The sequence below is a fragment of the Ramlibacter tataouinensis genome, from assembly GCF_001580455.1.
GTDB classification, from domain to species: Bacteria; Pseudomonadota; Gammaproteobacteria; order Burkholderiales; family Burkholderiaceae_C; genus Ramlibacter; species Ramlibacter tataouinensis_B.
On record NZ_CP010951.1, the window covers coordinates 2,154,386 to 2,181,137 of the forward strand.

The following is a 26,752-nucleotide window of genomic DNA, read 5'->3' on the forward strand; positions in this document are numbered from 1 at the left end:
TGCTGCCTCTGCTTGGTAGCATCCCAGGGGTGAACCCACTTGGAATCGCCCTCATCTACCTGGCAGCCGCGGTGCTCGGTGTGGTGGCGTTCCGCACCCTGAAGCTGCCGCCCATCCTCGGCTACCTGCTGGCGGGGGTCATGATCGGCCCGCACGCGCTCGGCCTCGACGACCGGCCCGAAGAGGTGCGGCACCTCGGCGAATTCGGGGTGGTGTTCCTGATGTTCGTGATCGGGCTGGAATTCAACCTGCCCAAGCTGCGCGCGATGCGCACCCATGTGTTCGGCCTGGGCCTGTTCCAGGTCGTGCTGACCATCCTGCTCGGCACCGGCGGCTCGCTGCTGCTGGGCGCGCTGGCGCCAGCCTGGTGGAAGATGCCCTGGACGACGGCGGTGGCGCTGTCGGGCGCGCTGGCGATGAGCAGCACGGCGATCGTCGTCAAGCTCATGGCTGACCGGCTGGAGATGGAGTCCGAGCACGGTAAGCGGGTGATGGGGGTGCTGCTGCTGCAGGACCTGGCGGTGGTGCCCTTGCTGGTGCTGATCCCGGCGCTGGGCAGCCCGCCCGAGCGCCTGCTGATGGCCCTGGGGATCGCGGCGCTCAAGGCCGCGGCCGTGATCACCCTGCTGCTCACCGGCGGCCAGCGCCTGATGCGCTGGTGGCTCACCCTGGTGGCGCGCCGCAAGAGCGAAGAGCTGTTCGTGATGAACCTGCTGCTGGTCACGCTGGGCCTGGCCTGGCTGACCGAATGGGCGGGCCTGTCGCTGGCGCTGGGCGCCTTCATCGCGGGCATGCTGATCTCCGAGACCGAGTTCAAACACCAGGTGGAAACCGACATCCGGCCCTTTCACGACGTGCTGCTGGGCCTGTTCTTCATCTCCATCGGCATGATGCTCGACCTGCGCCTGGTGGCCCAGCACTGGGCCCTGGTGCTGCTCATGACCTCGGTGCCGGTCTTGTTCAAGCTGGCACTGGTCACGGCGCTGGCGCGCGGACTGGGCGCGGCCATGGGGGTGTCGCTGCGCACCGGCCTGTACCTGGCCCAGGCCGGCGAATTCGGCTTCGTGCTGCTGACCCTGGCGCAACAGGGCCACCTGGTGCCGGCTTCGCTGCTCAACCCCATCCTGGCCAGCATGGTGCTGTCGATGCTGGCCACGCCCTTCGTCATCATGTATTCCAACCGGATCGTGATGAAGCTGGTGTCCAGCGACTGGATGATGCAGTCGCTGCAGATGACGACCATCGCGCGCAAGTCGATCAACGCCAACAAGCACGTGATCATCTGCGGCTACGGGCGCTGCGGCCAGAACCTGGCCCGGATGCTGGAGGGCGAGGGCATCCCCTACATGGCGCTGGACCTCGATCCGGACCGGGTGCGCCAGGCCGCCGCGGCCGGCGACTCGGTGGTGTTCGGCGATGCGGCCCGGCTGCAGGCGCTGGTGGCCTCGGGCCTGGCGCGCGCCAGCGCGGTGGTGGTGACCTATATCGACGTTGCCAGCGCGATGAAGGTGCTGGCCAACGTGCGCGGCCACGCGCCGCAGGTGCCGGTGATCGTGCGCACCCAGGACGACCGCGACCTCGAGCGGCTGCAGGCCGCCGGCGCCACCGAAGTCGTGCCCGAGCTCATCGAAGGCTCGCTGATGCTGGCCAGCCATGCGCTGGCGCTGGTGGGGGTGCCGATGCGGCGCGTAATCCGCATCGTGCAGGACCAGCGCGACGCCCGCTACAACCTGCTGCGCGGGTATTTCCATGGCGCAGACGACGACACCTCGGAGGACTTCGAGCACGAGCGGCTGTCCACCGTCACCTTGCCGCTGGATGCGGCCTCGCTGGGGCGCCAGGTGGCGGAGATGGCGCTGCACACCCTGGGCGTACGCCTGGTGAGCCTGCGCCGCGTCAGCGGCAAGGCGGTGGACCCGGACGGCAATCCCTGCCTGGAGGAGGGCGACACGCTGGTGCTGTCGGGCCGCCCCGACCGCCTGGCCTTCGCCGAGGAACGGCTGCTGAAAGGTTCCTAGGGCGACGGCCTAGCTGAGCGCGCCGTACTGCGTGCCGCTCAGCTCCTGGCCGTCGGCCTCGCTCAGCTCGGTGTCCTCGAAGCCCGTGAGCAGGGTGTAGCTGTGCGGGCCTTGCTTGTCGGCGGCGGCGGCGCCGTGCGCCACGCCGACCGCCGCCGCGGCGACTGCGGCGGGATTGGCCACCCCGGTGGCCATGGCGCGCTTGAAGGCGGCGACCTCGTCCTCGCGGATGGGCTCGTACTTGGAGCGCGTCACCGCCTGGGGCTCCAGCGGCGCCGGGGCCGACTCGACCACCGGCGGCTGCGGCTCGACCGCTGCCTTGGGATCGCCGACGGCCACGTGTTCGTTGGTGCGCCAGTACACGGCGGTGACCAGGATGTTGTGGCGGGCCTTGGCCGCCTGCGCGATCATGGCCTCGGTCTCGGCGAACAGGTGGGTCTCCATGCCGCTCTCGCGCGTCAGGTCCATCATCACCAGGAACTGGCGCCCGCGGCCGTCGAGCGACAGCACCTTGAACTTGTAACTGGCCGACAGCACGCCGGCGCGCATCATGGCCTCGCGCACCACGCCGTACAGCAGCTCGCGGCGCGCCATGCGCTCGCCCTTGCGGTTGGCCGCCTGGGCGTTACTGGCGGGGAGCTCGCGCCCGCGCATCACCGGGCGGGTGGGGTCGATGTTCGAGATGCCGGAGCTTTCCGGGGCAGCGGCGGGCTTGGCCGGGCTTTTGGCGGGGAACATCCAGCTGAGCAGGGACATGTCAGGCTTTCAGGCGAGGCAATGCGAGATGGCGCGGCACGGGGTGGCCACGCAGCCAGTGTAGCCGCCGAGCAGAAAAAGTGCTCAGGAAGGCAGTCCTTTGACCACGGTTGAGCGAGATTTGCGGCGCTTTCCGTGAAGTTTTCGAGCTTCAGGCTTGCGAAGGGGCGTGCTCAGACCACCGCGATGCGGCGCGGCTTGTTGGCGAGGCGGCGCGCCACCAGCCCGCCCAGCGCCATGGCGATTTCCAGCGCAATCTGCGGGTTGCGGTTGCTCAGCTCGGTAAAGCGCATGGAGGTCAGGCACCAGACCTTGCTGGCCAGAGCCGCCTGCACGGTCGCGGTGCGCGGCTGGCGGCTGAAGAAGCCGCCTTCGCCCACGGCCGAGCCGGGGCCGACCATGGCCATGCGCACCCGGCCCTTGCTGTCTTCGTAGTGCACGCTGAGGTTGCCCGACTCCACCAGGTAGAGCGTGCGGTCCGTCCCGTTCTGCGCGATCAGTACCTGCCCGCGGTTGAAGGCGAAGGGTTGCAGGTAGCTGCCCAGGATGTCCCACTGGGCGGCCGTCAGCGTCGGTGCAAAGCTGTCTCCCGAGTGATTGTGGGTGATGGCCTGCACCAGGCTCTGGACTTCAAACTTGATCGGGTTGCGCAGCGGGGCATTCATGCCCGGTGAACATAAGCTCCCGCTGAGCTTGAGGCAATAAAGCTCACGCGCTTTTACACCTGATACGACCTTGGCGAACTTGTAACCAGCTGCTCCGTCGCCTGGGCGACTACTGGGGGCCCGCCTTCCCCATTTGCCACAGCAGGAAGCTGTAGATGTCCGCCCACAGCGCGTTGCGCTGGGTGGCGGTGCTGCCCACGCCGTGGCCGGCCTGGCCGTCCAGGCGCAGCAGGACCGGCTTGCCGCTGCTGCTGGCAGCCTGCAGGCGCGCCGCCGCCTTGGCGCTGTGCCAGACGTCCACCCGCGGGTCGTTCATGCCGTGAACCAGCAGCACCGCCGGGTAGGGCACCCCGTCGCGGATCTGGTGGTAGGTGCTCATTTCCAGCAGCGCAGGGAATTCGCGCGGGTTGCGATAGCTGCCGAACTCGGAGATGTTGGTGATGCCGTTGGCGCTGTCTTCGGCCCGCACCGCGTCCATCACGCCGACATTGAAGATGGCCGCCGCGAAGAGTTGCGGCGCCGTGGTCACCGAGCGGCCGACGAAGATGCCGCCCGCGCTGGTGCCCATGGCGGCCAGGGTCCTGGGCGAGGCGTAGCCTTGCGCGATCAGGTACTGGGCGCAGGCGACGCCGTCCTTCCAGGTGTTGGGCTTGCTGGCCTTGAAGCCGGCCATGCGCCAGGGCTCGCCGTAGACGCCGCTGCCGCGCACGTTGGCGATCGCCAGCACGCCGCCGCGCTCCAGCCAGGCCAGCCGGGCCGGATTGAAGTTGGCCGTCTCGGACAGGCCGTAGGAGCCGTAGGCGGTGAGCAGCGTCGGGTTGCCGCCATCGCGCTTGAGGCCCTTCTTGTAGATCAGGGTCATGGGGACCAGCGCGCCGTCGTGGCTGGGCACCTTCACATCGACGATCTCGATCGCCGGCCCCGCCGCCAGCTTGGCGGGCGGGCGCAGGCCGGCATCGGTGGACACGCCGCCGGCCAGGCGCAGGGTCTGCGGTGGCCGGGTCCAGCCCGACAGCGTGTAGAGCCAGTCGCCGTAGGCATGCGCCGGATCGTCGTGCAGCCGCGCGGCACCGACGAACGGCAGCTTGACCGCCTGGCCCCGGCGATCGCCGGCGCCGTACAGGCGCAGCTTGATCGCGGTGCCATCGCGCACCGAGGCCATCAGCGTTTCGCCACGGCCCATCGCGAAGCTCTCGATCACGCCGCCCTCGGGCGGCACGGCCAGTTCCTGTGCGCGCGCCAGCTCGGGCGCGCGCAGGTCCAGCTTCATGATGCGATAGCGCGGCGCCCCCTGCCGGGTGCGGTAGTACAGGTGCTCGCCCTGCAGCTCGATCTCGACGATCTTGTCGTCGAAGGCGGCGATGCGCTTCCAGGCCGGCGTGCCCCGCCCGAGTTCTTCCACCCGGGCGATGAACAGCGAGCTCTCGCGCTGGGTGGTGTCGGTGGTGCGCGCCACCATCCAGCGGCTGCCGGGGGCGAACACGATGCCGCCGACGTCCAGCCGGTCCAGGCCGAGCTGCTTCGTGACCGTGGGGCCAAACACCGCGCGCGCCTGCGACGCCGGCTCGCCCAGCTTGAGCCACATCACGCTGGAGTCGAGGTAGGTCTCGGTGTCGGCGTCCTCGGGGCCGAGCGCGCGCAGCTGGTTGTAGGTGATCGAGCGGCTGTCCGGCAGCCAGCTCACGTTGGGCTCGCGCACGCGCGGGATCGGATCGCCGACGCGCCGGCCGCTGGCCACTTCCATGATGTGCAGCGAGGCATCCTCCGAGCCGCCGGCCGACAGGCCGTAGGCCACGTGCCGGCCGTCCCAGGACGGCACGAAGTAGTTGATCGCGTGGGCGATGCCGGTGCGGTCGGCCTCGGCCTGCGGATTCACCAGCACCCGCTCGTGCCCGCCCTCGCGCAGCACCAGCTTGTACTGCCGCTCGCCGCGCGCGCGCTTCAGGTAGAAGGTCTTGCCGCCGGGCATGCGCACGATCTCGCCCAGGCTGTCGCCGCTGCCGGCCGACAGTTCGGCGATGCGCTTTTCCATCGCCTCGCGCCCCGGAATCTGGTCCAGCGCCTGGCGGGCCCGCAGGCCCTCGGCCTTGAGCCAGTCCTGCACCTGCGGGTCCTTGATGTTCTCCAGGTAGCGATAGGGGTCGTGCACCGTGACGCCGTGCAGGGTCTCGGGCACGTCGCGCGCCGGCAGCGGCGCGGAGAAGGCGGTGCAGGCGAGGGCGAAGAGGGTGAAAGCTGCCGCGGATCGCGCGGCGCCGAACGCTGGGGTCATGCTGCTGGATGAAGCCTTTGTGAGGTGGGGCGGATTCTAGTGGCCCCCACGCAACTCACTAGTCCACTGAATCACTGAAATCGCCCCCCGCTGTCCACGCGACACGGGCGCGCTGCGGTGTTGCGAATGCTCGCGATGCCACCGGGCATCGCTTCGCTTCGCGCCTTGCATCGCATCCCGTCTCGCGCGTCCCTGGGGTGCCATTTCAATGATCCAGCGGACTGGGTGTTCACTTGCCGATGCAGAAGGACGAGAAGATCACGCCGAGCAGTTCGTCGGCGCCGAACTCGCCGGTGATCTCGTTGAGCGCGTTCTGCGCCAGCCGCAGTTCCTCGGCCAGCAGGTCCAGCGCCTGCGCCTGCTGCGCCATCCGCGCCGCGGCCTCGCGCAGGTGCTCGTCGACCCGGCGCAGCGCCTGCACATGGCGCTCGCGCGCGATGTACACGCCCTCGGGCGCGGCCTGCCAGCCGGCCACCTCGAGCAGCTGGCGCCGCAGGGCATCCAGGCCCTGGCCGGTCTTGGCGGAGATGGCGACCACATGGTCGCCGCGCCCAGTGTGCGCCTCGCCCCCCAGCGCATCGACCTTGTTCCACACCTCGAACACCGGCACCGACGGCGGCACCTTGCCGGCCAGCAGCTTGCGGATGGCGGCGTCGGCGTCCTTGTAGTCGCGCGTGTCGGCGCGGGTCAGGTCGTGCAGGAACAGCACCGCATCGGCGCTTGCGATCTGGCCCCAGGCCCGTTCGATGCCGATGCGCTCCACATGGTCGGCGCTCTCGCGCAGGCCCGCGGTGTCGATCACGTGCAGCGGCACGCCCTCGATCTGGATGGTCTGGCTCACCAGGTCGCGGGTGGTGCCCGGGATCGGGGTGACGATGGCCAGCTCGGCGCCGGCCAGGGCGTTGAGCAGCGAGCTCTTGCCCGCGTTCGGCTGGCCGGCGATCACCACTTTGATGCCTTCGCGCAGCAGTGCGCCCTGGCGCGCCCGCCGCATCACGCCGGCCAGCGTCTCGCGCAGGCGGGTGAGCTGGCCCTCGGCGTCGGCCTGCTGCAGGAAGTCGATCTCTTCCTCGGGGAAGTCCAGCGTTGCCTCCACCAGCATGCGCAGGTGGATCAGCGCGTCGCGCAGGGCGTGGATCTCGCGCGAGAACTCGCCGGCCAGCGAGCGGCTGGCCGAGCGCGCGGCCGCTTCGGTGCTGGCCTCGATCAGGTCGGCGATGGCCTCGGCCTGCGCCAGGTCGATCTTGTCGTTGAGGAAGGCGCGCCGGGTGAACTCGCCCGGCTGCGCCACGCGCAGGCCCATGGCGGCGCCGACTTCGATGCAGCGCGCCAGCAGCAGCTGCAGCACCACCGTGCCGCCATGCGCCTGCAGCTCCAGCACGTCCTCGCCGGTGTAGGAGTTGGGCGCCGGAAAGTGGATCGCCAGCCCCTGGTCGATCGCGCTGCCGTCGGCGGCCAGGAAAGGCAGGTAGGTGGCCTCGCGGGCTTTGAGCGAACGGCCGCACACCGCCTCGATGACGGGCGCGATGCTTGTGGCCGAGACGCGCACGATGCCGACGGCACCGCGACCGGGTGCGGTGGCGATGGCGACGATGGGGTCGTTGTGGCCGGCGAACATGGGGGGATGCTAGCGCGTGCGAACGGGTGCTCGCGATGGAGCGCCCCCTGCCTGCTCGCGACGGAGCGCCCCCCTCCCTGCCTCCCCCCGGAGGGGGAGGAGCTTTCGGGGTTAGCGGGCGAACCCGGGGGTCTCGGCGCGCACCGCCGAGGCCGCGCCGCCGCCCATCATCGCCAGCGCGATGCAGACGATGGCCCAGAACAGCGGGAATTCGTAGCCGCCGCCCTTGTTGGAGAACACCCAGCCGTTGCCGATGTGGACGAAGAAGGTGATGACCAGCAGGTGTACGGCGAAAAACAGCGCCACCCAGCGCGTGTAGATGCCCAGGATCAGCGCAATGCCGCCAATCGTTTCATACAGCATGACGGTCCAGGCGAGCCATTCCGGCAGGCCCAGCGACGCGAAGAACTTGGTCGTGCCCGCCATGGTGAAGACGAAGAACTTGAGGTACGCGCCGTGCAGCACGAACAGCACGCCGCAGGTCACGCGCAGCAGCAAGGCTGCATAGGGCGTCTTTTCGACATCGATCATGGGACCTCCCTGTTCAATGCGTACTGCTGACAGTGGAACAAAGCTGCGGCCGCGTCAAGGCCTCGGAACCCCTGTCGCCAACTCTGCCGTTGCATTTTTGGGGCGTGCCAAAACAAAGGGCCGCTTGCGCGGCCCTTTGTTTCGGATCAGTTGTTGGATCAGCTGATGGATCAGCTCGTGGATCAGCTGGTGCTCTTGCCGAACTTCGGCAGGTTGAATTCCGGCGGCACACCCATGCGCTTGTTGATCAGCCACTGCTGGGCGATCGACAGCACGTTGTTGGTGATCCAGTACAGCACCAGGCCGGCCGGGAAGAAGAAGAACATCACGCTGAAGGCCAGCGGCATGAACCACATCATCTTGGCCTGCATCGGATCTGGCGGTGCCGGGTTGAGCGCCGTCTGCAGCAGCGTCGTCAGCGTCATCACCACGGGCAGGATGAAGAAGGGGTCGGGCGTGGACAGGTCGCGGATCCAGCCGATCCATGGCGCCCCGCGCATCTCGACCGAAGACAGCAGCACCCAGTACAGCGCGATGAACACCGGGATCTGGATCATGATCGGGAAGCAGCCGCCCATCGGGTTGACTTTCTCTTCCTTGTAGATGCGCATCATCTCCTGCTGCATCTGCTGCGGGTTGTCCTTGTAGCGCTCGCGCAGCGCCATCACCTTGGGGTTGATGGCCTTCATCTTGGCCATGCTCTCGTAGCCCTTGGCTTGCAGCCAGTAGAAGGCGATCTTGATGATCAGCACCAGCGCCATGATGGCCCAGCCCCAGTTGCCGATGATGCCGTGCAGCTTGGCCAGCAGCCAATACAGGGGTTTGGCAAGGATGGTGAAGATGCCGTAGTCCTTGACCAGGTCCAGGTCGTGCGCCACGCCCTCGAGCATCTTCTCTTCCTGCGGGCCGGCGAACAGCTTGGCGTGCACCGCCTGCGACGCGCCTGGCGCGACCGGCTGGAGCGGCGCGATCATGCCCACGGAATACAGGTTGTTGTCCAGCTTCCGCACGAAGTTCTCGCGCTTGACACCGTCCGGCATGACCCAGGCACTCACGAAGTAGTGCTGCACCATGGCCACCCAGCCGCTGGTGGCGTCCTTCTGGAAGTCGAGCTTGTCCTTGTCGATGGCGCTGAACTCGACCTTCTGGTACTTCTTGGCGTCGGTGTAGACCGCCGGCCCGGTGAACGTGCCGGTGGGATTGGTGATGAAGGAGCCGCCCGAGGTGGTGGCACCGCGCACGAGCTGCACATACAGCTGCGGGCTGAGCGGTGCCGTGCCTGTATTGACAATCTCGTGCGTCACGGCGATGGCGTACGAGCCGCGCTGGAGCGTGTAGGTCTTGACCAGCTTGACGCCGCTCTTCTCAGGCGACTCGAAACGCACCGTCAGTTCGTTGGCGCCGGCCTTGAGCTCCTTGTCGCCGCTGACGGCCATGACCGTCTTGTGATTCGGGAAGTCGCCGCCGATCAGGCCCGACTCGGCAACGTACCTGTGCCCAGGGTTGTCGTCGAGCAGCACGAACGTCGGTGCCTTGTCCTCGCCCGCGTACTTCAGGAATTCGGTGCGCACCAGCGAGCCGCCTTCGGTATCGAAGGTCAGGCGCATCACGTCGGTGGCCACAGTGATCTTCTCGCCCTTGACGGCCGGTTCTGCGCCGGTCGCGGGCAGCGTGCTGCCGGCGGCAGCGGGCGCGGAACTGCTGGCCGACGGCAGGCTCGAGGTGCCGGCCGGGCCGGTGGCGGGCGCGCTGGCGGTGGTCTGCGGGCCCCGCGGGAAGAAAGTGGCTTGGCGGCCGTTATGGACCTGCCACTGGTCCCACAGCATCACCAGCGAGAAACCAAAGATCACCCACAGGATGGTGCGGCGAATGTCGTTCATGAGTTCTTCTTCGGGAGAGTCCGGGAGAAAGGTCTGAGATGGGTGAACAGGCGCGGCTTTTCAACGGGCACCGGATCATCGCCGCCCGCGCACCAGGGCCCGCAGCGCACGATACGCGCTGCGGCGAGGTAGCTGCCGGTGCCGGCGCCATGGCGCCGCAGCGCCTCGATGGCGTAACCCGAGCAGCTCGGATGGAAGCGGCAGGACGAGCGCATCCAGCTGCCGATCAGCAGCTGGTAGCCGCGCACCAGGCCGACGAGGAGTTCGCGCATCATGCGCCCGCCCGCTGGAATAGCTGCAGCAGTTCGGCTCGCACCGCGCGCTTGAGCGCATCGGAGCTTGCGCTGGGGAACTGCTTGCGCTCGAAGCCCGAGCGCAGGCGCACCACATGCGCGGCGACGGGAAGCGGCGGCTGCTGGGCTTCGCTCACGGCGTAGACCTGCCGTTTGATGGCATTGCGGGTGACGGCCCGCTTGGCCCAGCGCTTGGGAAGGACGACTCCCATCCACGCGCCGACGACAGGAAACAGGGCTTGCGGTCCGTCGGACCCAAGCCCTGTGGAAGTCGGCGAGTGGAGCGGCATGCGGTGCAACGCGAAGTGGGCGGTGCGGGCGACGATGCCGGCGGCCATCACGGCCTGGAATTGCGCCCGCGTCTTCAGCCGCTGCACGGGACCGGCTGGCGGGCAGCGCCGGGCCTCAGACGGCCAGGCGCTTGCGGCCCTTGGCGCGGCGGGCGTTGATCACGGCGCGGCCACCGCGGGTCTTCATGCGGACCAGGAAGCCGTGGGTACGTGCGCGCCGCACTTTGGAGGGTTGGTAGGTGCGTTTCATGATTCGTTCTCAGGGAAACCCATGATTATCCCGGAAAAAGGGACGAGTCGCCAAGCGGTTGGGCTTGGGGCCGGTGGTGCTGAATACCCGGGTATCCCAGGCCCGTGAATTTGCGGCAAACTGTGTGTAACAGCTGGGCTACATGGCCAAATCGTCTTTGTGGATAAGGCTTTGACAATCTAGAATCGGCCGCTTTCCGCGAAACACAATATCCACAGGGGCGACTGCGAAGTATGAGCGAGGGGCAACACAACGGCCTGGCGGCCGGAGCGGCCGATGGCGCAGGCGACAGCCTGTGGCAAGCGTGCATCGACCAGCTGGCCCAGGAGCTGCCGCAGCAGCAGTTCAACACCTGGATCAAGCCCCTTACTGCCCAGGTCACCGACGACTTTTCCCGGGTCACCTTGTTCGTGGCCAACCGCTTCAAGCTCGACTGGATCCGGGCCCAATTCGCCAGCCGCATCGCGGCCACGCTGGAGAAGCTCTATGGCCAGCCGATCCAGCTTGAGTTAGTGCTCGCTCTGCGTGAAGTGCCCGCCAGGCCTTTGTCCACGGCCAGCAGCCCCGAGCTGGGGCCGGCGCCGGAACCGGCCGAGATGGCCGACGATGCCGCCCCGTCGGGCTTCAAGAACCGGCTCAACACGGCGCTGACTTTCGACAACCTGGTCGAGGGCACGGCCAACCGCATGGCGCGGGCCGCGGCCATGCACGTGTCCGGCACGCCGGGCCATCTCTACAACCCGTTGTTCATCTACGGCGGGGTGGGCCTGGGCAAGACCCACCTGGTGCATGCGGTGGGCAACAAGCTGCTGGCCGACCGTCCGGGGGCCAAAGTTCTCTACATCCACGCAGAGCAGTTCGTCTCGGATGTGGTCAAAGCGTATCAGCGCAAGACCTTCGACGAGTTCAAGGACAAGTACCACTCGCTCGACCTGCTGCTGATCGACGACGTGCAGTTCTTCGCCAACAAGGACCGCACCCAGGAGGAGTTCTTCAACGCCTTCGAGGCGCTGCTGGCCAAGAAGAGCCACATCGTCATGACCTCGGACACCTATCCCAAGGGCCTGACCGACATCCACGAGCGGCTGGTGTCGCGCTTCGACTCGGGCCTGACGGTGGCCATCGAGCCGCCCGAGCTGGAGATGCGGGTGGCCATCCTGATCAACAAGTCCCGCCAGGAAGGCGCCGAGATGCCCGAGGAAGTGGCCTTCTTCGTCGCCAAGAACGTGCGCTCCAACGTGCGCGAGCTCGAAGGGGCGCTGCGCAAGATCCTGGCTTATTCGCGCTTCAACCAGAAGGAGATCTCGATCCAGCTGGCGCGCGAGGCGCTGCGCGACCTGCTGTCGATCCAGAACCGCCAGATCAGCGTGGAGAACATCCAGAAGACGGTGGCCGACTACTACAAGATCAAGGTCGCCGACATGTACTCCAAGAAGCGGCCAGCCTCGATCGCCCGCCCGCGCCAGATCGCCATGTACCTGGCCAAGGAGCTGACGCAGAAAAGCCTGCCCGAGATCGGCGAGCTGTTCGGCGGCCGCGACCACACCACCGTGCTGCACGCGGTGCGCAAGATCGCCGCGGAGCGCCAGAACGTGACCGAGTTGAACCAGCAGCTGCACGTGCTGGAACAGACGCTCAAGGGCTGACCGGAATTGCGCCAGACCGCCCCTGGAGCGCCCCGGCCCGAGTCCCGGCAAGTGCCTGCCGAAAAAGGGGAAAATAGCGCTTGTCCACAGAGGGGCCGCTCCTAGCCGCTACCACCCATCCGGTATAGAGAATTCGAACGAGAGAAGAGGAAGACATGATCGTCCTGAAGGCAACCCAAGAAAAAGTGCTGTCGGTCCTGCAGTCGGTGGCAGGTATCGTGGAACGGCGGCACACCTTGCCGATCCTGGCGAACGTGTTGATCCGCAAGACCGGCGGCGCGGTGCAATTGACCACCAGCGACCTGGAGATCCAGATCCGCACCACGGCCGAACTGGCCGGCGACGGCGGCAGCTTCACCACCACCGTGGGCGCGCGCAAGCTGATCGACATCCTGCGCACCATGCCCAGCGACCAGACCGTCAGCCTGGAAAGCAGCCAGAACAAGCTGGTGCTCAAGGGCGGCAAGAGCCGCTTCACGCTGCAGACCCTGCCGGCCGAGGACTTCCCGCTGGTGCAGGAAGCCGCCAGCTTCGGCCCGGTGTTCAGCGTGCCGCAAAAGACCCTGAAGGACCTGCTGCAGCAGGTGTCCTTCGCGATGGCGGTGCACGACATCCGCTACTACCTGAACGGCATCCTGTTCGTGGCCGAAGGCAAGCAGCTGAGCCTGGTGGCCACCGACGGCCACCGCCTGGCCTTCGCCAACGCCAGCCTCGAAGTGGAAGTGCCGCGCCAGGAAGTGATCCTGCCGCGCAAGACCGTGCTGGAAATGCAGCGCCTGCTGTCCGACGCCGAAGGCGCGATCGAGATGCAGTTCGCGAACAACCAGGCCAAGTTCAGCTTCGGCGGCATGGAGTTCGTCACCAAGCTGGTCGAAGGCAAGTTCCCCGACTACAACCGCGTCATCCCCAAGAACCACAAGAACGCGGTGACGCTGGGCCGGGTGCCGCTGCTGGCCAGCCTGCAGCGCACCGCCATCCTGACCAGCGAGAAGTTCAAGGGCGTGCGCCTGAACATCGAGCCCGGCACGCTGCGGGTGGCCAGCAACAACGCCGAGCAGGAAGAAGCGGTCGACGAGCTCGACATCGACTACGGCGGCGACCGCATCGAGATCGGCTTCAACGTCACCTACCTGATCGACGCGCTGGCCAACATGGACCAGGACATGGTCAAGCTCGAGCTGCAGGACGCCAACAGCTCCGCGCTGATCACGATTCCGGAGAACGACACGTTCAAGTACGTGGTGATGCCGATGCGCATTTGAGGGCCCGAGTCGCCCGGTTCCGTCGGCCCGAAACAGCGCAACGGGGCTTGACGGAGATCAAGACGGACCCGCCTCTTTCGGCGGGTTCGCCCATTCAAGAGATTGCTGAAAGTGCTTTGATGTCCGAAGAAAACAAGCCCACCACCGGCGCTCCGGGAGAGGAAAGCTCCAATTTCCAGCCCAAGATCGACGCCCACCAGGCCGGCGCCAGCGAGGGCTACGGCGAAGGCGCGATCCAGATCCTGGAAGGGCTGGAGGCGGTGCGCAAGCGCCCCGGCATGTACATCGGCGACACCTCGGACGGCACCGGGCTGCACCACCTGGTGTTCGAGGTGGTCGACAACTCCATCGACGAGGCGCTGGCCGGCCACTGCGACGACATCGTGGTGACCATCCACACCGACAACTCGATCAGCGTGGTGGACAACGGCCGCGGCATCCCGACCGGCATCAAGATGGACGACAAGCACGAGCCCAAGCGCTCGGCTGCCGAGATCGCCCTGACCGAGTTGCACGCCGGCGGCAAGTTCAACCAGAACAGCTACAAGGTCTCGGGCGGCCTGCACGGCGTGGGCGTGAGCTGCGTGAACGCGCTGTCGAAGTTCCTACGCCTGACGGTGCGGCGCGACGGCAAGGTCCACACCATGGAGTTCAGCCGCGGCTTCGTGCAGAACCCGCAGATCGAAATGCGCGAGGGCGTCGAGGTGCGCCCCATGCAGATCCTGGGCGACACCGACAAGCGCGGCACCGAGGTGCACTTCCTGCCGGACACCGAGATCTTCAAGGAGAACAGCGACTTCCACTACGAGATCCTGTCCAAGCGGCTGCGCGAGCTCTCCTTCCTGAACAACGGCGTCAACATCAAGCTGCACGACGAGCGCTCGGGCAAGAGCGACGACTTCTCCGGTGCCGGCGGTGTCAAGGGCTTCGTCGAGTTCATCAACAAGGGCAAGACCGTCCTGCACCCGAACATCTTCCACGCGACGGGCGACCGCCAGAGCGACCAGGGCACCAACATCGGCGTCGAAGTCGCGATGCAGTGGAACAGCGGCTACAACGAGCAGGTGCTTTGCTTCACCAACAACATCCCGCAGCGCGACGGCGGCACCCACCTGACCGGCCTGCGCGCGGCGATGACGCGGGTGATCAACAAGTACATCGAAGAAACCGAGGCCGCCAAGAAGGCCAAGGTGGAAGTCACCGGCGACGACATGCGCGAAGGCCTGACCTGCGTGCTGAGCGTCAAGGTGCCCGAGCCCAAGTTCTCCAGCCAGACCAAGGACAAGCTGGTCTCCAGCGAGGTGCGCGGCCCGGTCGAAGACATCATCGCCCGCCTGCTCAACGACTTCCTGCAGGAGCGGCCGAACGACGCCAAGATCATCGTCGGCAAGATCATCGAGGCCGCGCGCGCCCGCGAGGCCGCCCGCAAGGCACGCGAGATGACGCGCCGCAAGGGCGTGCTGGACGGCATGGGCCTGCCCGGAAAGCTGGCCGACTGCCAGGAGAAAGATCCGGCCCTGTGCGAGATCTACATCGTGGAGGGCGACTCCGCCGGCGGCAGCGCCAAGCAGGGGCGCGACCGGAAGTTCCAGGCCATCCTGCCGCTTCGCGGCAAGATCCTGAACGTGGAGAAGGCGCGCTACGAGAAGCTGCTGACCAGCAATGAAATCCTGACGCTGATCACCGCCTTGGGCACCGGCATCGGCAAGGCCGGCACCAGCAACAGCAACGGCAAGGGCGACTCGGACGACTTCAACGTCGCCAAGCTGCGCTACCACCGCATCATCATCATGACCGACGCCGACGTGGACGGCGCGCACATCCGCACGTTGCTGCTCACGTTCTTCTACCGCCAGATGCCCGAGCTGTGCGAGCGCGGCCACATCTACATCGCGCAGCCGCCGCTGTACAAGGTGAAGGCCGGCAAGGAGGAGCTGTACCTGAAGGACGGCACCGAGCTGGACAAGTTCCTGCTGCGGATCGCGCTGAACGGCGCGCGCGTGCAGACCGGCGGCGAAGGCTCGCCGATGATCGAAGGCGAGACCCTGGCCGAACTGGCGCGCAAGCACCAGGCGGCCGAAGCCGTGATCAACCGCCTGTCAGGCTTCATGGACGCCGAAGCGCTGCGCGCCATCGCCGACGGCGTGAGCCTGAGCCTGGACACAGTGCAGGACGCCGAGGCCAGCGCCGTGGCGCTGCAGGCCAAGCTGCATGAAATCGACAAGGTGACCAACGCCGCGCCGGCTGAAGTGGCGGGCGAGTTCGATGCCCGTACCGACAAGCCGATCCTGCGCATCAGCCGGCGGCACCACGGGAACATCAAGAGCAGCGTGATCACGCAGGACTTCGTGCATGGGGCCGACTATGCGGCGCTGGCGGAAGCCGCGAACACCTTCCGCGGGCTGCTACATGACGGGGCCAAGGTGATTCGCGGGGAAGGGGAACGGCAGAAGGAAGAGAAGGTGGGGGACTTCCGGACTGCGATGCGCTGGTTGATTTTGGAAGCGGAACGTGCGACCTCGAGGCAACGCTACAAGGGTCTGGGGGAGATGAATCCGGAGCAGTTGTGGGAGACCACGATGGACCCGAATGTGCGGCGGCTCTTGAAGGTGCAGATCGATGATGCGATTGAGGCGGATCGGGTGTTCACGATGCTGATGGGGGATGAAGTGGAGCCGCGGCGGGACTTCATCGAGACGAATGCGTTGAGGGCGGCGAACATCGACGTTTAGGTGAGTGAGTGAGTTCCTTCCCGGCCTCAACAACCTTGAAAGCAACATGTGCCCCTCGCTACCCCAAGCTCGTTGGCACTCAGGTCGAAGTGAGCTAAGTGCAGGCTTTGGAGATTTCCGCTGAGTATGGGTCGAAAACAACTTCCTGACTCAGTCACGGACGACCTCGAAGCGTCAATGTGAGTTCGTGCCCGCGAAGCCAGTTCGCTAACGTCGATGTCACATCTTCCATAGGCAGCCGATCACGCCCGCGCAGTGCACATTCCCAGACCACTGCGACGCGCCAGCCGAGCTTTTGAAGGCTTTCGAGCGTCTTTGCGTCCCGCGCCACATTCGCCTCCAGCTTGGCTCGCCAGAAGTCACGCCGCTCACGTGGCATCTTGAAAGTTGGGCAGTCGTGCTGGTGCCAGAAGCAGCCGTGAACAAAAACCACTGCCCTGTACCTAGTCAGCGTTAGGTCTGGTCTGCCAGGCAGTCGCTTTGACTGGAGACGGTACCGGAATCCCGCGGCGTGCAGAGCCTTTCGAACCGCGCGCTCAGGAGCGGTGTCCTTGCTCCTTATGGCCCGCATGTTTCGGCTGCGGACCTCAGTATTGTGGACGTCAGGCAAATTTCAGAAGACGCTCCTTTGCAGGTGCAGTTGCAGCAAGGATTCGCGGCCTCATCAGCTTGGCCACTGCAGCGAACACTGGAACGACAACAGAGTTTCCGAACTGCTTATACGCCTGTGTATCAGAAACCGGGATGCGGAAATTTGACTCTCCTGGCCCATCAAATCCCATCAGTCGAGCGCACTCCCGTGGGGTAAGGCGCCTCGGCCGGTTCTTCTGGTTCATCCGACTGTCGAGTGGCCGGTTCGGATTGAAGCCGCGGTCAATGAGAATCTCAGAGCCATCCTTGTAGTACCGCGCGGACAGTGTCCGAGCCACTGAGTCCGCAGATACCAAGCCATACCCAAAGCCGTTTCCTTTGGCCTTGTGCTTGATCGCATAGTTGAATAAGTATTCCCACAACTTCTGGGTGAGGATGTATTTGGGGTCAACCTCTGTGTCAAGGATGTCACCCAGTGCAGGAAGTTTTTGGGGCCGGTGCTTAAAGATGTCTGCAAGGGTGAACCCCTCATGCACATTCAGGTCTTTCCTAAAGCCCACCAGAATGACACGCTCCCGATGCTGAGGAACGAAATGGCGGCCATCAATGATCTTCGGGTCAGCGCCGTCGCCAGCATCCATGTCCGCGACCCAGTAACCTAGCTCATCCAGCGTTTCGGCAATCACTTTGAATGTTCGTCCACGGTCATGGCTCTTGAGGTTCTTCACGTTCTCCAGCAGGAATGCAGCCGGCTTCTTGACGGCAAGAACCCGCGCGACATCGAAGAAAAGTGTGCCTTGCGTCTTGCACTCGAAGCCGTGAGCCCGTCCCAGTGCATTCTTCTTGGACACGCCAGCAATCGAGAATGGCTGGCACGGGAACCCTGCTAGCAGGACATCGTGATCTGGGACGCTGACAGCAATATGCCGATAGGCAGCCTCCTCCGAAATGCCGTCATCGTTTGACAACGTAATTTCACGAATGTCTTTGTTGAAGACATGGTGTGACGAGTCGCAGTAGTAATTGGCCTTGTAGGTCTTCACGGCTTCCGCGTTCCATTCGCTCGTGAACACGCAACGCCCGCCAATCCCTTCGAACCCCCGCCGGATGCCACCAATCCCGGCAAATAGGTCCACGAAGTCAAACTCGTGGTGAGACGCAGCAGGCGGCTTTGGTAGCAGTTGCTCCAACGCTCTGTATTCGGCGTACCTGAGGCGCGGAGCCGCCTTGCCCTTCGCCCAGCGGTTAACTGTTTCACGGCACCAAGAGCCTGGACTCATTTGGTTGAGGTACTGACCAACGAACTTCTGGTCATAGACCTCAAGCACTCGGTTAAGCAGCGCCAACTCTTCGAGTTCAGGGTTCATATGTGCTTTTTTACAGTGAACGAAGTTGTGGCACTGTATCACTCGTTTCACCCAGCGAATACGTCCAGCTGTTCCATCCAAACAACAACCCCAGCCTTGACCTACATTTGGATACCAGCTAGTCTGTCTTTTTGCTGTAACGAGAATGTGAACTGTGGCTACTGACTGGAGCAAGATTTTCGACAACTTTGGCGTCAAAACGGTCACGAAGACGGACAAAGGAAAGGGCGCGTATGTTCCCAATGCGGCGCAACGAGATGCTCTTCATGCGGCCGGGATAGCGCCCTCGTCCAAGAGGCCTGCTCCTGGCTTCCCGGTCCCTGTGCTGGGCGACCACAAGGTAAGTGAGGTCGAAAGTTCGTACTACCACGCGGAGCGCTCGGATGCGGCCGATCGCAGTCCCGAGCCGCGGATGGGCCACAGCATCATCAGCTCTTCTTGGTTGGATCAAGGGGACCAACTCCTCATTGGGAATATCGGATCGCAGGTCTTCGCTGCAAAGGTGACTGCCGCGTCCACAGATGAGGCCACTGCGCGCGAACTGGCGAAACGAGCTGATCCGAAAACGATCATGAAGAAGGCGAAGGAGGCGAAGGGCAAGCCTCCTAAGCAACTGGTTCAGCGCGAGGATTTTGTGCGCAACCCCTTTGTCGTTGCTGGTGCACTCATGCGAGCCAATGATCAGTGCGAGATGCCGGGCTGCGAAACGCCACTGTTCGAGAGGGATGATGGCGGCCTATATTTGGAGGTCCACCACATCACACCTCTAAGTGAGGGGGGTGAAGACACATTGGTGAATGCCGCCGCCGTTTGCCCCCGTTGTCACCGGGAAATGCACTTCGGTAAGGTTCGCCTCGTCCGCCGGAAGACGCTTAAAGATCACATTGACAGCCTGTGACACCTAGGTTCTTCCTGCCGACGCGTGACTTGACAAAGCTGTTCTCTGCGCCGGACTCCAGAGCGCCGCTAGAGATGCAAAAGTGAAAGTTGAACTGGAGCTTGGCGGCGCAAGCAAGATTTCCTTGTTCACGTCAATGGTTAAGGCGTGATACACGCGTGTTTCATGGCTTGAAGTAAGAGATAGGTAGGCTTCCTCGCGGTCTCGCGGCATTGACACTCAGAGCAGCAGTTTGGACTTAGCAGTAAGCCATAGCCACCACGCAGCACGCGAACACTGTTCAAACAGCGCCGTGTTCCAGTCGACGCCCAGCGGGCGTCGACCGAGCTACTGTTCCCGTGCTCGCCTCAAAGACCGAGCATGAAGGAACTCCTCCATCCGCCAGACGCCCCAGCGCTGCTGGAATCCATGCGCTCCATGGGGTACACATCGGGATCGGCGCTTGCCGACCTCATCGACAACAGCATCGCCGCGCAGGCGAAGCTCGTTGAGATCGAATTCCGGTCGACACCGCGCGCATATGTCGCCATCCTGGATGACGGGGAAGGGATGTCTGCCGATGTGCTCGAAAGGTCGATGCGGCATGGCAGTACCAATCCAGTGCTTCGGCGGGACCTCCAAGACCTCGGCCGATACGGACTCGGCTTGAAAACGGCATCCCTTTCCCAATGCCGAAAACTGACAGTAGTTTCCATCAGGGACCGTGTCATCTCTGGGTACTGTTGGGACCTCGATCTCGTGTCCACGCGCAAGGCTTGGGTGCTGATCCAGCTGGATCCAGAAGAACTCCTAAGGTTGCCGCATGTTGGGGAACTCACACAACGCAAGTCAGGAACACTGGTGCTCTGGGAGGAACTGGACCGCCTGGCTGCGGGCTATGAAACTGTAGACGCCGCATTGGGGCAACAAATGTCAACGGTTCGCAGTCACCTAGCTCTCGTTTTTCATCGCTATCTGAGTGGTGAACATGGTTTGAAGCGGCTGCGAATCTGTATTAACAAGAATGAACTCGAGCCAGTAGATCCGTTTCTGGAGTCTCACCGTTCTACCCAGCGTCTTGCTGACGATAGCTTTGCGGTAGAAGGATCGCGCGTTTCCGTCAAGCCTTTCATCCTCCCTCACTTGAACAAACTGTCCCGACCTGAGATCGAGCGAGCAGGAGGTAGTGAAGGTTTGCGGCATCAGCAAGGGTTCTACGTTTATCGGAACCGTCGCCTAATTGTTTGGGGCACATGGTTTGGTCTGGCTAGAAAAGATGAACTGAGCAAGCTTGCGCGGGTTCGGGTCGATATTTCTAATAGTCTCGATCATTTGTGGACTGTTGACATCAAGAAGTCCACGGCAGTCCCGCCCGAGGCCGTGCGGCGGAACCTGAGACGAACCATTGAAAGGATTCGAGGAGCAAGTGGAAGAACATTGACGTTTCGCGGACGGCAAGCAAATCTCGAATTGATAACGCCGGGATGGACAGAAATGGTGGATCGGGATGGTGTCCGCTTTGATATCAATCGAGAACACCCCGCCATTCGTTCATTGCGCGCGCACTTGGAGAGCACTGAAGAGCGGTTGCTCGACAACCTGCTCCGGATCCTGGAAAGTTCTTTCCCGGTACAAGTGCTTTACTCTCGGCTCGCCGGTGACAGTCGTCACCACGACGCCACCCATCTCGGCGAGGCTGCATTTCGCGAGATGGTTGAGACCGTGCTGGACGGGTGGGCGCCTGGCGACCCCGCGCGCCTCGCTTTCCTGACAAATCTACATCTGATTGAACCCTTCAGCAGTCGACCAGATCTGGCCAAGCGAATTGGGCTGGAAAAACTCGAAAAGAGTGAGGATGCATGACCCTTACAGAAAACGCGCGCCGACTTGAAGCCGCTACCGTCACGACCTTGTCCGAAACAGGTATTCCGAACGAGCAGGACATCCTGTCTCTGGCAAGTCAACTACGGAAGATTCCCGTCTACTCCGTCACTGACGAAGAGTTTGATCTTGTTATTCGGCGCCTTCACCAAGCACTAAGAATTGACATGGGGCTGGGCACCAGGATCGTGAACGAGTACACGCCTTGGCTGCAAGCGCGCAAGCCCTCCATTGACCCTTTCTACTGGCGGCGCTATCAACTGAGTCTGAAGGCTCAAGGCTTGGCGCCCAAGGTCGTGAACGCCTTGGATAACGTCACGGATGAAATACTTGACTTGTCGGGGGATCCCTCTAGCCACAACGGCTGGCCGCGGCGCGGACTGGTCATGGGCGATGTTCAGTCCGGTAAGACATCTAACTACACAGCGCTGATCTCGAAAGCAGCCGACGCCGGATACAGACTCGTGATCCTGTTGACCGGAACGCTTGAAAGCCTGCGCAGGCAAACGCAAGGGCGGCTAGACGCAGGGTTCGTCGGGTTGGACAGTTCTGGTGTTGTCACCAGAAACAGGAAGCGTCGTGAAATCGGCGTCGGCCTTATTGACGGCCGTCGAGCAGCGGGGGTATTCACATCCACGCTCACTGACTTTAGGGTCAGCACTGTTAATCAGTTGGGGTTCAGGCTGGATGCTTTCAACGAGCCCGTACTGTTGGTCGTGAAGAAGAACGCGCGCATTCTGGCCAATCTGACGGAATGGCTTCGCAACTACAACGCCAATTCGGAGGGGCTCATCGACTTGCCGCTTCTGTTGGTAGATGACGAGGCCGACAATGCATCCGTAAACACCAATCCGGAAAAGGCAACGGCTATCAACGCCGCGATACGCAGTGTGCTCAAGGTCTTTCCGCGCTCGACATACATCGGCTTCACAGCGACGCCTTTCGCCAATGTATTCATACACCCCGAGTCTACTGAGGATATGTTGGGGGACGACCTTTTCCCAAGAGACTTCGTATATGCCTTGGATTCGCCTAGCAACTATATTGGCGCCTCGAAGCTATTCGGAAATGTTGATAGATCTCCAAGCCTGCGACTTGTCGAAGATGGCGAAGCAATTTTTCCGAGGGGACACACAGCTGCGCTCCACGTGTCCAAACTGCCCACCTCGCTCCTGGAAAGCATTCGGACTTTTGTGATCGCCAACGCGATCATGGATTTGCGCGGCAACTGCCCGCGACATCGCTCCATGTTGATAAACGTGAGTCATTTCACGGCTGTCCAAGAGCAAGTTCGGGATATCGTCGACGAATTCATGCGAAAGCTCCAGGAGGATGTGCGGAACTATTCAGCGCTTCCAGAGGATGAGGCGCTGCAAAATCTGACCATTGCCGACCTCCTTTCCACATACAGGTCGGAGTTTGCGGTATGCGAATTCAGTTGGACGGAAGTCCAAGCCGCCCTCTCCCGTGCGGCTCTTCCGATCAGCGTTCGATCCGTAAATCAGCGCTCGGGCGCTGCCTCTGTTTCGTACGTTGGTTATGAACAAGATGGATTGCGGTTGATTGCTGTGGGCGGCAACAGCTTGTCGAGAGGGCTAACGCTGGAAGGTCTTTGCGTCAGCTATTTCCTGCGATACACCCAGATGTACGACAGCCTTCTTCAGATGGGCAGATGGTTTGGCTACCGCCCGAACTATGAAGACCTTATGCGCTTGTGGATGACGGAACAGGCCGCCAACTGGTATTCGCACATCGCCGAAGCCTCCGAGGAGCTTCGTGATCAAGTGCGCCATATGCAGACGTCGAGGCTACGCCCGATCGACTTCGGGATAAAAGTGCGATCCCATCCTGATGCCTTGGTGATTACTGCGAGAAATAAAATGCGGCACTCCTCCGAGGTCACAAGGATCATGAGTGTCAGCGAAGAAGCCCTTGAGACTCCTCGGCTGCTCATCGATAAAGCGATCATCACCGGCAACTACAGAGCCATGATGCAGGCAATTGACCGCATCCCAAGTGAATCTCATTTGGAGGGAGCGAGCGCGGTCTGGACTGGAGTCCCCAAGGAAATCGTTGTCGAACTATTGCGCGCCTTCGTCGCGCATCCACTCAACGTCACCTTTCATCCAGAGGACCTCGCGAGTTTCGTACATCGCTCAAGCGAGCCAAAACTCCAGTGGTGGGACGTCGTTGTTCCGAGCGGTTCGGGGAAAGACCATCCGATACGCAAGGGGGTCGCCGTTCGACTGCAGCAACGCAAATTGGCCATCGACGAGCGAAGCCGCTCCATTCTCGTTAACGAGCAAAAGCTCCGTGTCGGTTCCCGCGGTCTAGAGCGGGCCGGCATGAGTGACGCTCAAATAGCAGAGGCGGAGCGGACTTTCCGCGAAGATCCCGAGAATTCCGAAAAACAGAACGTGCCAGACAGGGCATATCGAGCATATCGGAAGCGTCCCTTGTTGGCGCTGCACTTTCTGGAAGGCAAGGTGGGAGAAGCAGACTTTGCTGTTGCGGAAGGTACGGTGTTGGGCGCATTGGGTCTGAGCTTCCCCAGATTAAGTAGTGAAAGCGAACGTGTCATTTACAGAATCAACCTCGTTGAGATTCGGAATTTGCTTTCTGGCACTGAGGCAGGTGAGGAGTCTGATGACGCTGAGGAGGAGCTAATTGAAGATTGAGTCGCGCTTCCAGTTACTGACTCCTGACGTGGACAGGCCAGTTTTCCAGCTGGTGGACGCGGCTCACCCTCTCCGCTTTTATCTTGGAAAGAACATGTCGGGAGAGTGCTCGCTTTTGCTAATCGATGCTAAGCAGCCGCCCCAAGCCAGGGACTTCAGTTCGTTTCGTGTCGAATCATTTTCTCGGGCGGAGGGAGACTGGGGGCTGATTATTGAGTTGGATCAACCCAGACTGCTCGGCCTCTTCTCGTTGTTGTGCGAAGACCTGATAACTTCGACGGCCGACTTCGATCGTGGCACATCGGGCACGGAGTTCGTGGTCCGCAGATTGGAAGACTGGCGACGGCTGCTCGAGCGGGGAACACCTGGTACTTTGGGCCTGTCTGAGATCAGGGGGCTCTTCGGCGAACTTTGTGTGCTTGATCGGCTGATTGCGAAGCTCGGTACGGACATGGCTGTTTCGGCGTGGACCGGCCCTGCCGGGGCAGATCAGGATTTCATCTTTGGTTCATGCTGCCTGGAGGTCAAGGCCGTTCAACCGGCAGCGTCGTCAGTGCGTATTGCTTCAGAGCGGCAGCTCGAGCCTGGCACGCGGAGTTTGGATTTGATAGTCATGGAACTGACAGAGGGCATCGCTGCAGGAAAAAGCCTGACTCTCTTGATTGAGGAACTGCGAACGCACATAGGACACGGTGATGCGCGAGATCACTTCGAAAGCCGCATTCGGGAGGCAGGGTACTTTGCCAGGCCGGAGTACGACGCACCCAAGTTCACAGTCAGTTCAAGCAAAGTGTTCCGGGTGGGGGCGGATTTTCCCAGAATCGTCCCATGTGACTTGTCACCTGGGGTGCATGACGTTTCTTATCAAATCAAGCTGGCCGCTTGCGCCGCGGCGAGTGAGCCCAAGACGTTGGACGAGCTGTGATGGAGCTGGAAGACTTTCACGAAGATCTAATTGCAACTGTTCGTCTTCAGTCCGAGGCATCGAGTGATTTCGTCCGAGCATCCTTTGTGCGAGAGGTGGGAACTCGCCTAGCGGATGCCGAAGAATTCTCAGACTTCGAGCTCTGCCACTTCGAGGGAGTCGGCCTGAGGAATCGCCGATTGGCAGTCGATGGCTATGCCGTGGACGACGTAGACGGATCGCTGGCACTGGTTTGCGCCGAGTTCTTCAATGCGGACGGGGTCGTTGGATTCGGTGCCACCGAATGCAGGCGAAGTTTCGGTGCCCTCAAAGCGTTTCTCGAGGACGCCCTAGCGGGTGCTCTCACGGATGGATCCATGGACGAATCCCATCCGGCTTTTGGATTGGCAAGTGAAATTGTGCGTTTGCGAGATCAGACGTCGCGGTTCCGGTTTTACTTGATTAGCGACGGAAAACTCAGCACGCGAATTCAGGAGTGGCCTGAGGAGGAGCTTGCCGGAATACCGGTGGAGTTTCACATCTGGGACATTGAGCGTCTGTTTCGAGCACATGAATCTGTGAGCGGGCGAGATGCACTGGAAGTTGATTTCAGGGTCAACGGCCAATCCGGCGTCTCATGCGTGGCTGCCGGTCTGACCGATGGCGGATATCAAGCCTACCTTGGCATAGTCTCCGGCTTTGCTATCGCGGCGCTCTATGAGAGGCACGGCAGTCGACTTTTGGAGGGAAATGTCCGCGCCTTCTTGAGCACCAAAGGCAAAGTGAATTCCGGTATTCAAACAACAATTCGTGAGAAGCCCGAAATGTTCTTTGCATACAACAACGGTATTGCGGCGACGGCGGAGGCGATCACCCTTTCAGACGGAGTCTTGGTCAGTGCTAAGAATCTTCAAATAGTCAACGGCGGTCAGACGACAGCGTCGCTTGCTGCCGCTCTGCGAGAAGGCTTGGATCTAAGCAAAATTTGGGTGCCGATGAAGCTTTCCGTCCTTCACCCCGAGAAGGCAGGCGAAATGATCCCGCAGATAGCCCGTTTCGCCAACAGTCAAAACAAGGTCAGCGACGCGGACTTTTTTGCGAATCATCCTTATCACATCAGGGTGGAAGATCTTTCGCGACGCAGTTGGACCCCTGTCAAACCAGGGAGCCAACACGGCAGCCATTGGTTCTACGAACGCGCGCGCGGGCAATATCTGAATGAACAGCTAGGTTTGACCAAAGCTCAGAAAGTCCAGTTTCAGTTGATGAATCCGAAGGCGCAGTTGCTAACGAAAACGGACGTTGCGAAGCTTGAGAATACTTGGCGAGGGTTGCCGCACAAGGTTAGCTTAGGTTCACAGAAGAATTTTCTGCAGTTCGCTGAATGGGTGTCAAGGGAATGGAACTCCGGCAACGAGCAGTTTGATGAAGGCTACTTCCGCTACTTGGTGGCACTGGCGATTCTTTTCCGGCACACCGAGGCACTAGTTTCGAGGCAGGCGTGGTACCAAGGAGGGTATCGAGCGAACATTGTTACCTACGCATTGGCGAAGCTGCAATACACGGTCTTGAAGTTTGCCAAAGGGCGTAAAGTTGATCTTGAGAAAATCTGGAATCAGCAATCAGTTTCGAGCGAACTAAGTGCGCAGATCGAGTTAATCGCTTACTCTGTTTTTCAGGTACTGACCGATCCGTCCAGACCAAAAGATAACGTAACCGAGTGGGCCAAGTCGCCCACGTGTTGGGCCAAGGTGCAGGCGGTGGAGTTGCCGATGAACGACCTCATACTGACGCGTGCACCAGACCCGGTGCTTGACCGCGCTATGCAGGATTTGGCGAACGGCGTACAGCCTCCGGGGTTCGGATTGTTTGCGCGCGCCTCGGTAATGTCGATTGACGGAACCGAATGGGCTCGGCTGCGCAAATGGGGGCTGCATCAGGGTCTACTGGAGGATCGAGAATCCTCGTTGCTTCATTCAGCGTCCCGGATTCCCAGATTTGCACCCAGCGCCAAAGACTGTGAGCGAATATTGCGAATCAGGCATAAGTTGATTTCTAGCGGCTACGACGGACATGTGTGAGCGCTACGCCTCACGCGTGAGCGCGCGAGTGTTTAGTGACTCACTCCTGTGAGTTGGGAATTTGCTCCGACAAACTGCAGCGCACTCAGTTCGAGCATGCAACAGACTCCAAAGTGGTGCCCCTGCAAGAACAATCGGGTCCTCGAAACCCTGCGGCAGG

20 protein-coding genes are annotated in these 26,752 nt (G+C 62.4%); 9 read left to right on the forward strand and 11 right to left on the reverse strand.

What is annotated here, in order from left to right; translation table 11 throughout:
• The first annotated feature begins 29 nt into the window (after positions 1–29).
• Entirely contained in the window at positions 30–2,018 is a 1,989-nt protein-coding gene (locus UC35_RS10400; RefSeq protein ID WP_061498968.1) for a monovalent cation:proton antiporter family protein, read from the forward strand.
• A gap of 9 nt (positions 2,019–2,027) precedes the next feature.
• Here the strand turns inward: UC35_RS10400 and UC35_RS10405 are convergent, their stop codons facing one another.
• From UC35_RS10405 to rpmH, 9 genes are all read right to left on the reverse strand, one after another.
• On the reverse strand, positions 2,028–2,774 hold the full coding sequence (locus UC35_RS10405; protein ID WP_061498969.1) for a hypothetical protein: 747 nt from the start codon (positions 2,772–2,774) through the stop codon (positions 2,028–2,030).
• 173 nt (positions 2,775–2,947) lie between these two features.
• Positions 2,948–3,439, reverse strand: a complete 492-nt coding sequence (locus UC35_RS10410) for a Crp/Fnr family transcriptional regulator (protein ID WP_061498972.1) — start codon at positions 3,437–3,439, stop codon at positions 2,948–2,950.
• Positions 3,440–3,548: 109 nt separating this feature from the next.
• On the reverse strand, positions 3,549–5,711 hold the full coding sequence (locus tag UC35_RS10415) for a prolyl oligopeptidase family serine peptidase (protein WP_061498977.1): 2,163 nt from the start codon (positions 5,709–5,711) through the stop codon (positions 3,549–3,551).
• Between the two features lie 229 nt (positions 5,712–5,940).
• On the reverse strand, positions 5,941–7,329 hold the full coding sequence (mnmE, locus tag UC35_RS10420) for a tRNA uridine-5-carboxymethylaminomethyl(34) synthesis GTPase MnmE (RefSeq protein ID WP_061498979.1): 1,389 nt from the start codon (positions 7,327–7,329) through the stop codon (positions 5,941–5,943).
• 111 nt (positions 7,330–7,440) lie between these two features.
• Complete coding sequence (locus UC35_RS10425) at positions 7,441–7,860, reverse strand: DoxX family protein (RefSeq protein ID WP_061498982.1); 420 nt, start codon at positions 7,858–7,860, stop codon at positions 7,441–7,443.
• A gap of 182 nt (positions 7,861–8,042) precedes the next feature.
• Positions 8,043–9,740, reverse strand: coding sequence for a membrane protein insertase YidC (gene yidC, locus UC35_RS10430; protein WP_061498985.1), 1,698 nt, complete (start codon positions 9,738–9,740; stop codon positions 8,043–8,045).
• On the reverse strand, positions 9,737–10,015 hold the full coding sequence (gene yidD, locus UC35_RS10435; protein WP_061498987.1) for a membrane protein insertion efficiency factor YidD: 279 nt from the start codon (positions 10,013–10,015) through the stop codon (positions 9,737–9,739). The genes yidC and yidD overlap by 4 nt, the downstream gene beginning before the upstream one ends.
• On the reverse strand, positions 10,012–10,410 hold the full coding sequence (locus UC35_RS10440; protein WP_061498990.1) for a ribonuclease P protein component: 399 nt from the start codon (positions 10,408–10,410) through the stop codon (positions 10,012–10,014). Before UC35_RS10440 ends, yidD begins: the two co-directional genes overlap by 4 nt.
• A gap of 28 nt (positions 10,411–10,438) precedes the next feature.
• Positions 10,439–10,573 (reverse strand): 50S ribosomal protein L34, encoded by a 135-nt coding sequence (gene rpmH / locus UC35_RS10445; protein ID WP_027101598.1) that lies wholly within the window; start codon positions 10,571–10,573, stop codon positions 10,439–10,441.
• A 233-nt stretch (positions 10,574–10,806) separates the two neighbouring features.
• Here rpmH and dnaA point away from each other — a divergent pair, with 233 nt between their 5' ends.
• The 3 genes from dnaA (at position 10,807) to gyrB (ending at position 16,213) form a co-directional block, all read left to right on the forward strand.
• On the forward strand, positions 10,807–12,219 hold the full coding sequence (gene dnaA / locus UC35_RS10450; protein ID WP_061498993.1) for a chromosomal replication initiator protein DnaA: 1,413 nt from the start codon (positions 10,807–10,809) through the stop codon (positions 12,217–12,219).
• Positions 12,220–12,374: 155 nt separating this feature from the next.
• Positions 12,375–13,481, forward strand: a complete 1,107-nt coding sequence (gene dnaN / locus UC35_RS10455) for a DNA polymerase III subunit beta (protein ID WP_061498998.1) — start codon at positions 12,375–12,377, stop codon at positions 13,479–13,481.
• A gap of 119 nt (positions 13,482–13,600) precedes the next feature.
• On the forward strand, positions 13,601–16,213 hold the full coding sequence (gyrB, locus tag UC35_RS10460; protein WP_061499001.1) for a DNA topoisomerase (ATP-hydrolyzing) subunit B: 2,613 nt from the start codon (positions 13,601–13,603) through the stop codon (positions 16,211–16,213).
• A gap of 154 nt (positions 16,214–16,367) precedes the next feature.
• Here gyrB and UC35_RS23010 read toward each other — a convergent pair whose 3' ends face one another.
• Together UC35_RS23010 and dcm are read right to left on the reverse strand one after the other, a co-directional pair.
• A complete protein-coding gene (locus UC35_RS23010; protein ID WP_082793015.1) occupies positions 16,368–16,823 on the reverse strand; it encodes a very short patch repair endonuclease in 456 nt (151 codons plus the stop codon).
• Positions 16,816–18,171 carry a DNA (cytosine-5-)-methyltransferase gene (dcm, locus tag UC35_RS10465; protein WP_082793017.1) on the reverse strand — a complete coding sequence of 452 codons (1,356 nt, stop codon included), beginning with the start codon at positions 18,169–18,171 and terminating at the stop codon, positions 16,816–16,818. Before dcm ends, UC35_RS23010 begins: the two co-directional genes overlap by 8 nt.
• Before the next feature lie 154 nt (positions 18,172–18,325).
• Between dcm and UC35_RS10470 the strand changes: the two genes are divergently transcribed.
• The 5 genes from UC35_RS10470 (at position 18,326) to UC35_RS23020 (ending at position 26,592) form a co-directional block, all read left to right on the forward strand.
• On the forward strand, positions 18,326–19,069 hold the full coding sequence (locus tag UC35_RS10470) for an HNH endonuclease signature motif containing protein (protein WP_145979397.1): 744 nt from the start codon (positions 18,326–18,328) through the stop codon (positions 19,067–19,069).
• Positions 19,070–19,429: 360 nt separating this feature from the next.
• Positions 19,430–20,911 carry an ATP-binding protein gene (locus tag UC35_RS23015; protein ID WP_082793019.1) on the forward strand — a complete coding sequence of 494 codons (1,482 nt, stop codon included), beginning with the start codon at positions 19,430–19,432 and terminating at the stop codon, positions 20,909–20,911.
• Complete coding sequence (locus UC35_RS10490; RefSeq protein WP_082793022.1) at positions 20,908–23,607, forward strand: Z1 domain-containing protein; 2,700 nt, start codon at positions 20,908–20,910, stop codon at positions 23,605–23,607. Before UC35_RS23015 ends, UC35_RS10490 begins: the two co-directional genes overlap by 4 nt.
• Positions 23,597–24,532, forward strand: a complete 936-nt coding sequence (locus UC35_RS10495; protein ID WP_145979398.1) for a PD-(D/E)XK motif protein — start codon at positions 23,597–23,599, stop codon at positions 24,530–24,532. The genes UC35_RS10490 and UC35_RS10495 overlap by 11 nt, the downstream gene beginning before the upstream one ends.
• Positions 24,532–26,592, forward strand: coding sequence for an AIPR family protein (locus UC35_RS23020; RefSeq protein ID WP_082793025.1), 2,061 nt, complete (start codon positions 24,532–24,534; stop codon positions 26,590–26,592). The genes UC35_RS10495 and UC35_RS23020 overlap by 1 nt, the downstream gene beginning before the upstream one ends.
• The last annotated feature ends 160 nt before the right edge of the window (positions 26,593–26,752 follow it).

Coding starts and splice junctions, on each gene's coding strand:
- mnmE (WP_061498979.1), bottom strand. CDS start 7,329: ATGTTCGCCGGCCACAACGACCCCATCGTCGCCATCGCCACCGCACCC.
- dnaA (WP_061498993.1), top strand. CDS start 10,807: ATGAGCGAGGGGCAACACAACGGCCTGGCGGCCGGAGCGGCCGATGGC.
- UC35_RS10490 (WP_082793022.1), top strand. CDS start 20,908: ATGACCCTTACAGAAAACGCGCGCCGACTTGAAGCCGCTACCGTCACG.
- UC35_RS23020 (WP_082793025.1), top strand. CDS start 24,532: ATGGAGCTGGAAGACTTTCACGAAGATCTAATTGCAACTGTTCGTCTT.
- UC35_RS10425 (WP_061498982.1), bottom strand. CDS start 7,860: ATGATCGATGTCGAAAAGACGCCCTATGCAGCCTTGCTGCTGCGCGTG.
- UC35_RS23015 (WP_082793019.1), top strand. CDS start 19,430: ATGAAGGAACTCCTCCATCCGCCAGACGCCCCAGCGCTGCTGGAATCC.
- yidC (WP_061498985.1), bottom strand. CDS start 9,740: ATGAACGACATTCGCCGCACCATCCTGTGGGTGATCTTTGGTTTCTCG.
- gyrB (WP_061499001.1), top strand. CDS start 13,601: ATGTCCGAAGAAAACAAGCCCACCACCGGCGCTCCGGGAGAGGAAAGC.
- yidD (WP_061498987.1), bottom strand. CDS start 10,015: ATGATGCGCGAACTCCTCGTCGGCCTGGTGCGCGGCTACCAGCTGCTG.
- dnaN (WP_061498998.1), top strand. CDS start 12,375: ATGATCGTCCTGAAGGCAACCCAAGAAAAAGTGCTGTCGGTCCTGCAG.
- UC35_RS10405 (WP_061498969.1), bottom strand. CDS start 2,774: ATGTCCCTGCTCAGCTGGATGTTCCCCGCCAAAAGCCCGGCCAAGCCC.
- dcm (WP_082793017.1), bottom strand. CDS start 18,171: ATGAACCCTGAACTCGAAGAGTTGGCGCTGCTTAACCGAGTGCTTGAG.
- UC35_RS10410 (WP_061498972.1), bottom strand. CDS start 3,439: ATGAATGCCCCGCTGCGCAACCCGATCAAGTTTGAAGTCCAGAGCCTG.
- rpmH (WP_027101598.1), bottom strand. CDS start 10,573: ATGAAACGCACCTACCAACCCTCCAAAGTGCGGCGCGCACGTACCCAC.
- UC35_RS10415 (WP_061498977.1), bottom strand. CDS start 5,711: ATGACCCCAGCGTTCGGCGCCGCGCGATCCGCGGCAGCTTTCACCCTC.